The 5309-nt window shown below is 33.3% G+C and carries 6 protein-coding genes; 4 read left to right on the top strand and 2 right to left on the bottom strand.

The window, feature by feature from the left end; translation table 11 throughout:
* The first annotated feature begins 556 nt into the window (after window positions 1-556).
* From B1A98_RS19725 to B1A98_RS19715, 3 genes are all read left to right on the top strand, one after another.
* The gene (locus tag B1A98_RS19725; RefSeq protein ID WP_041114665.1) at window positions 557-1435 is read left to right on the top strand and encodes a helix-turn-helix domain-containing protein; all 879 of its coding nucleotides are present in this window, start codon (window positions 557-559) and stop codon (window positions 1433-1435) included.
* Between the two features lie 119 nt (window positions 1436-1554).
* A complete protein-coding gene (locus B1A98_RS19720; protein ID WP_063385391.1) occupies window positions 1555-2124 on the top strand; it encodes a hypothetical protein in 570 nt (189 codons plus the stop codon).
* A gap of 16 nt (window positions 2125-2140) precedes the next feature.
* Window positions 2141-2599 carry a hypothetical protein gene (locus B1A98_RS19715; RefSeq protein WP_041114671.1) on the top strand — a complete coding sequence of 153 codons (459 nt, stop codon included), beginning with the start codon at window positions 2141-2143 and terminating at the stop codon, window positions 2597-2599.
* 103 nt (window positions 2600-2702) lie between these two features.
* On the opposite strand, the gene B1A98_RS19710 is transcribed toward B1A98_RS19715, so the two are convergent.
* Window positions 2703-3263, bottom strand: a complete 561-nt coding sequence (locus B1A98_RS19710) for a tyrosine-type recombinase/integrase (protein ID WP_041114670.1) — start codon at window positions 3261-3263, stop codon at window positions 2703-2705.
* 447 nt (window positions 3264-3710) lie between these two features.
* Between B1A98_RS19710 and B1A98_RS19705 the strand changes: the two genes are divergently transcribed.
* Entirely contained in the window at window positions 3711-4226 is a 516-nt protein-coding gene (locus B1A98_RS19705; RefSeq protein WP_041114669.1) for a hypothetical protein, read from the top strand.
* 250 nt (window positions 4227-4476) lie between these two features.
* Here B1A98_RS19705 and B1A98_RS19700 read toward each other — a convergent pair whose 3' ends face one another.
* Complete coding sequence (locus B1A98_RS19700; RefSeq protein WP_041114668.1) at window positions 4477-5271, bottom strand: SMI1/KNR4 family protein; 795 nt, start codon at window positions 5269-5271, stop codon at window positions 4477-4479.
* Between the last annotated feature and the right edge of the window lie 38 nt (window positions 5272-5309).

Below are 5309 nucleotides of genomic sequence, written 5' to 3'. Positions count from 1 at the left end.
GGTGGAAAGGCTATTTGGGGATCTCTTTAATGAGTTAAAACATTGAACTTGTATTCTAAGTTCCCTAAATTATAAAAAGCGATTTTGATCACTAATGATAGTGTGGTTAAAATCGCTTTTTTTGTATGTTTTCACCTAATTGATGAAGTATTGTTTTAGTATTTTTTTGTTGTTTTTTACGTCCCCATGAAAAAGTTAGGCTCTGCCTAACCCCACACACCAAGTGGGGGCATTTTTCTCTTATGCTCTTCTCTCTCTTCTAGTTGAAAAGTGAGAAGAAAAAAGATGATAGTATTGTAATGATGAAAAATCATTATTGCATTGAAAATGCTAGCTCTAAAAGATAGAATAATAGAAAAAGAAAAAGGGCTTAGTGCTACCAACACTAAACCCTTCAGGGCTCTCACTTCTACCACAAAGTGAAAACCATATGTGTTAACAAATGTTAAGCCCATTATATAAAATCAAATTGGGCTAATCAATACATATGTGTTTTTTTCTTATAGGAAAATTTAAGAAGTGGCAGCTCCTTACCATTCTGGAAGGGGTTTTTATTGTGACTATTTTTATTGAATCAGAGCAGCTTAAACAAATGCTTTCTTACAAGCCTTTAGCTGAAAATCATGCAGGGCAGCAAAAGATCAAGCTTCAGCTTTTAGAAAGCATTAAGGAGTTTTTTGCAGACAAATTTTATAGATTGAAGAAAGCCACAAGAGAAGCCATTGATTTTATTGCATGGCTTTCCTCTGAGAGAGGATTTATCTTTGCTAGTCAGCTTTATTTAGCTGAAAGACATGGTATAACAGACAGAACTATTAGGAACATTATGAAGCAGCTAGAAGGAGCAGGTCTTGTTGTAAAGGTACATAGAAGAGCAAAAGGTACAAATGCAAAAGGTAAACCGGTCTATCTGTTCACAAAGCATAAATATTTTTCATACTGGAAAGAGCTACTTAACCTTTCAGAGTGTGAAGATTTCCATGAAGATTTCCACGAAGAAAACAAGGAAACTCCTTATTATAAAAGGGCTGAAGAGGACAAAAAAAATTCTACCAATACATACCTAAATAAATTAAGAGATTTAATTATTAATAAAAAGGTATTGTCAGCAGATCAAAAAAAGGCTTCCGAAATGATTAAAAGCAATAAGCTGATTTTTTCAGAATGGAAGGATCATGCTGAAGTTTGTGCTGCTTCTCTTCCTAAAAAAATGAAAACTAGAGACTGGGAAGCCTTCTTTGAAGTCTTGGAATCTATGAAAAACAATGTAGCCAGATATGGAAACCCTATGAAATACTTTGAAACTTGTTTTAGTAATGCAGTAAAAAAGGTAAACAGCAGAGCAAAATTAAAGGCTTTTGAAGAGTTCCTAAACAGTGGTTATGAAGAAATTTCTATAAAACCAGTCCCCTTTTACAACTGGCTTGAAGAATAACCCTTCTATCCTTCTCTTACAGAGCTTTTAAAGATTAATTGTTTATTTTTGTATTACTTAAACATTAAAGCTAGATATGAGCCATTCTAGGGCTTTTAAACGGTGAGGATGGGAGAAATATGAATAGAGAAGAGCTATCAAAAATAGATGCTGCTTTATTGATAGGTATTTCGACAGCTTTAGGTTATGGACTTTCTTATGTTTATGAGTTTAATTATCAAGCCTATTATTATTTACCAAGTATATTCGTTGATCTAACTATAAACACAGTAACCAGAGCCACATTTTTGATGTTTATGATTGTATTTATGATAATTTGGGTTTTTTACCACTTTGGATATAAATGGTTTAGTGGTTTTTTTATCCTGATCAAAGAGGTATTAAATATCTACATCATCATTGGGTTTATAGTCATTTTGCTATTTTTAGGTGCAACATTTCTAGGTGGAAAAACGGCTTCTATAAAAGAACAATACATGGTAATAGAACAAAAAGAAGAATTGTATGTAGCAGTTACTCAATATAAAGACAGTGTAGTAATTGCTCCATTAGATATAGAAAAAGAAACTATGACCCCGAATTTTAAACTAATGAAAATTGAGTCCATAAAAAACTCTGAAATAATAAAATTTGAAAATGGTTTAAAGGTTAAAAAGTTAAAGAGCAGCAAAGAGTTTAAGGAAAAGTGAAAGAAGAGGAAAAGACATGAACATAAAGCATAGAAAGCTATTTTGGTTAGCTATTGGGGTTATATTAGCTATTTGTGTGTATTTTTCCTTAGATAGTGAAGTGACTGTCTATGAAAAAGAAATACAAGTGCATGAAGATCAATACTACCCTATACTTCTTGAACTAGATAAGCCTGCAAATGTAACTATTGAGTATTTTAAAAAGTCCGGCCCAAATGTTGATGTTTATTTCATGGACTCATCTAATTTTGCTACTTTTGAAACACTTATGAAGCAGGGAGTAACTGAAAAAGAAGTTCTTTACAATGGAAACCTTTCTTCTTTTGGCACTTCTGAAAGCAATAAAACATTTAAGGTGGATGAGGGCAAGTATCACATAGTCTTAGATAATACTGATTATGGGGCTACCTATCCCCCTTTAAATATGGCTAATGATATTTCAACATTAGATTTTAAAATAGTTAGGGAGTATTAAATTCAAGACCCAAACCTGCCAGACAAAGGCAGCAGCTTCTTGTTTAGAAACATACCCCATAGAGATCAATTTAAAATAAAAAAAGGGGCTGTAATAGCCCCTCTTACAAAACAAAGTTATTTAGCTCTTCCTCAATCTCTTCTGCAGTGATGCCAATATAACTTAAAGTTATTTCTGGGTGTGAATGGTTCAATATTTGCTGCAGCTTGGCCACATCTTTTGATTGCTTATAGAACCAGTAACCAAAAGTTTTTCTCATGGTATGAGTACCTATTCCTTCTTCAATGTCTACCATGCTAGCAGCCTTATTGAACTGTCTATAGGCTTGTGTAGTGGTTATGGCCTTATCCCCTTTTCTGGAAGGGAACAGCCACTCTGAATCCACTGTTTTAATGTACTCCTGTACCTCTTCATAGATATTAGTAAGGTTAATGGTTCTTGGCTTCTTTGTTTTTCCCTCTTGAATAACAAACTTCTTTTTCTTCTTTACATCATTTACTTTTAACTTCAGTAAATCCCCTATTCTGAGACCTGTATTAATGCCAATAAGGAATAAAATATAGTCTCTTTCTCCACACCATTTCTTTAAAGACCACTTCATGTCCTCAAGTTTCTGCTTGCTTCTAATAGGTTGCACATCTTTTATTTGATTAGTAGTTGTCATTATGTATCTTTCCTTCCAGATCAGTAAAATCAATGTTTTGAATGTATGTTTTTCTATTTGTTTTTATTATATCAGTTAAAAATGGTTAAGTTCAACAGAATAAAGAAAATGAATGTATGTTTTTATCTATTTTCTTACATTCAGTCGACTTGCTATTGATTGATCTTTGAAATGAATAAGACCTGCAACCTCAAAAAAATCTGCTACCTCCTGCTTTTCCTTGGCACTTCAGTTTCTATACTTGGGTAATTTTTAACTTTAGTATGGGCATTTTTCACCCCATACCTTCCTTAGAAATAGGGGCAGAAAGTTTGTAAACCAACACTTTGATTTTTTTATTTTTCATGACTGAATAGATGACTGTGTTCATGACTATGACTGCAGGAATCTATTGATAATGCTAGAATTAAAGGAGTGTGACTGCATGATGAAAGGTGTGGATGACTGATGACTGATAAATGGTTCACAGTTGCAGAGATAGAGAAAGAAACAGGCATACCGGATGCTACAGTAAGAAGATATATAAGGAATCATGGACATAACTTTCAACTAAAGAAAAAGGGAAAGAGCTATCTGGTAACTTCTGAATCAGTAGAGATCATGAAGCAAATAAGGGAATGGTATGCTGGGGGTAAACAGGCAGAACAAGTTGAAGAAAATTTGGCTAAAGCAGGCATACCCATGACTGTTACTGTGACTGATGAAGAAGAAGTAGTGACTGTAAATGTAGCTGAAACCTTACAGGACATGAAAAAGAGCATGGCTGAAATGAACGAAAAGTATGATGAACTGATGAAAGCTTTTAAGCTTCAGCAAGAATACATAGATCAAAAACTAGAAGCCAGGGATCAGAAGCTTATGGAAGCATTAAACCACAGTTTAGAAATAAGAAAAGAGCTTGCAAGCGGTAAGCAGGAAGAAGAGAAAAAGAAAGGTTTTTGGGCAAGACTGTTTGGAAGTTAAATAGCTCTGAATTAACTTTTGCCTAAAAGCATTAGGAACGGAAAGGTGATAACAATTTATAAGGGATGGCTGCATATAAACCTACTTTTTTATGCAGATACTAGGCTGATTAAAAGGCGAGCAACATTTTGGAATCAATGATGTATGAAATCATTTGTAGCAAAAAATAAGGACAGAAAAAAACCCCTTGCCGGATAACATATTGATTCAGCAGGAGTTTCCTTCTTGTATGTGTTTATTGATAATATTTTTATTTAGTCGCTAATTCATCTTTGATTTCTTGTGCATAGTAATTAACATCATCGTTGGAATCAGCTTTAATGCTTATGAAAAGCTGTTTCACTATTTCTTGATTTGCGTCTAGTTCACCTATTTGAAGTAAATAAAGAGTTGAGGAAGCTACACTAACTCTTACATCGTTATTTTCATGTTTGCTTAACTCTAATAGCTTCTTGCTAAACCATTCAATATCTGTCGATAAATTTTGCGCAAGAATATCAATTGATTCAACAATGTTTTCAATGTTATTTTCTTTTATATGTTTTTCCATTTCCTCTTTCGATACTGTTAAATCTTCGTATCCAGTAGGAGTTTTGTCTTCGTCTAAATAAAGTTTACTCAAAAATTCTTTAAATGAAGAAGCTAAAGTAAATATTTTTTCTTCTTCATTGTCGACATAAACAACCTCTGGGTTCTTTTTTGTGTTTCTATAATCAAAAGCAATCCATGAGTGGCCGTCGCCACTGATTAGTATCAAACCTTTAGGCATATCCCATTCATTCAAGTAGTGATTATTTTCCAAAATTCCATACTTTTGTCCAATACCCATAATATGGTCGATGTAAACGGAGTCATCATCCCATGATGTTTCAAACGTTGTTGGAAAAGCATTGTAAATAATAAGGCCACCATTTTGTACACGAAGAATATCTATGTATTCTTTTGGAAGCTTTACAGAAAAAAATTGTTCTGCTTGTTTAATATCTGCTTCATTCAAATCTCGTAATTTGTACATGTCATCGGGTTCATTTCTCCATATCTTCATTAAATCACTTCCTATTCTCTTCATTTTTCATCATTATA

Source organism: Pseudobacillus badius, assembly GCF_002189605.1.
Lineage (GTDB): Bacteria > Bacillota > Bacilli > Bacillales > Domibacillaceae > Pseudobacillus > Pseudobacillus badius.
The sequence above is the reverse complement of the archived record's forward strand: the minus strand, read 5'-3'. Positions and strand labels throughout refer to the sequence as shown.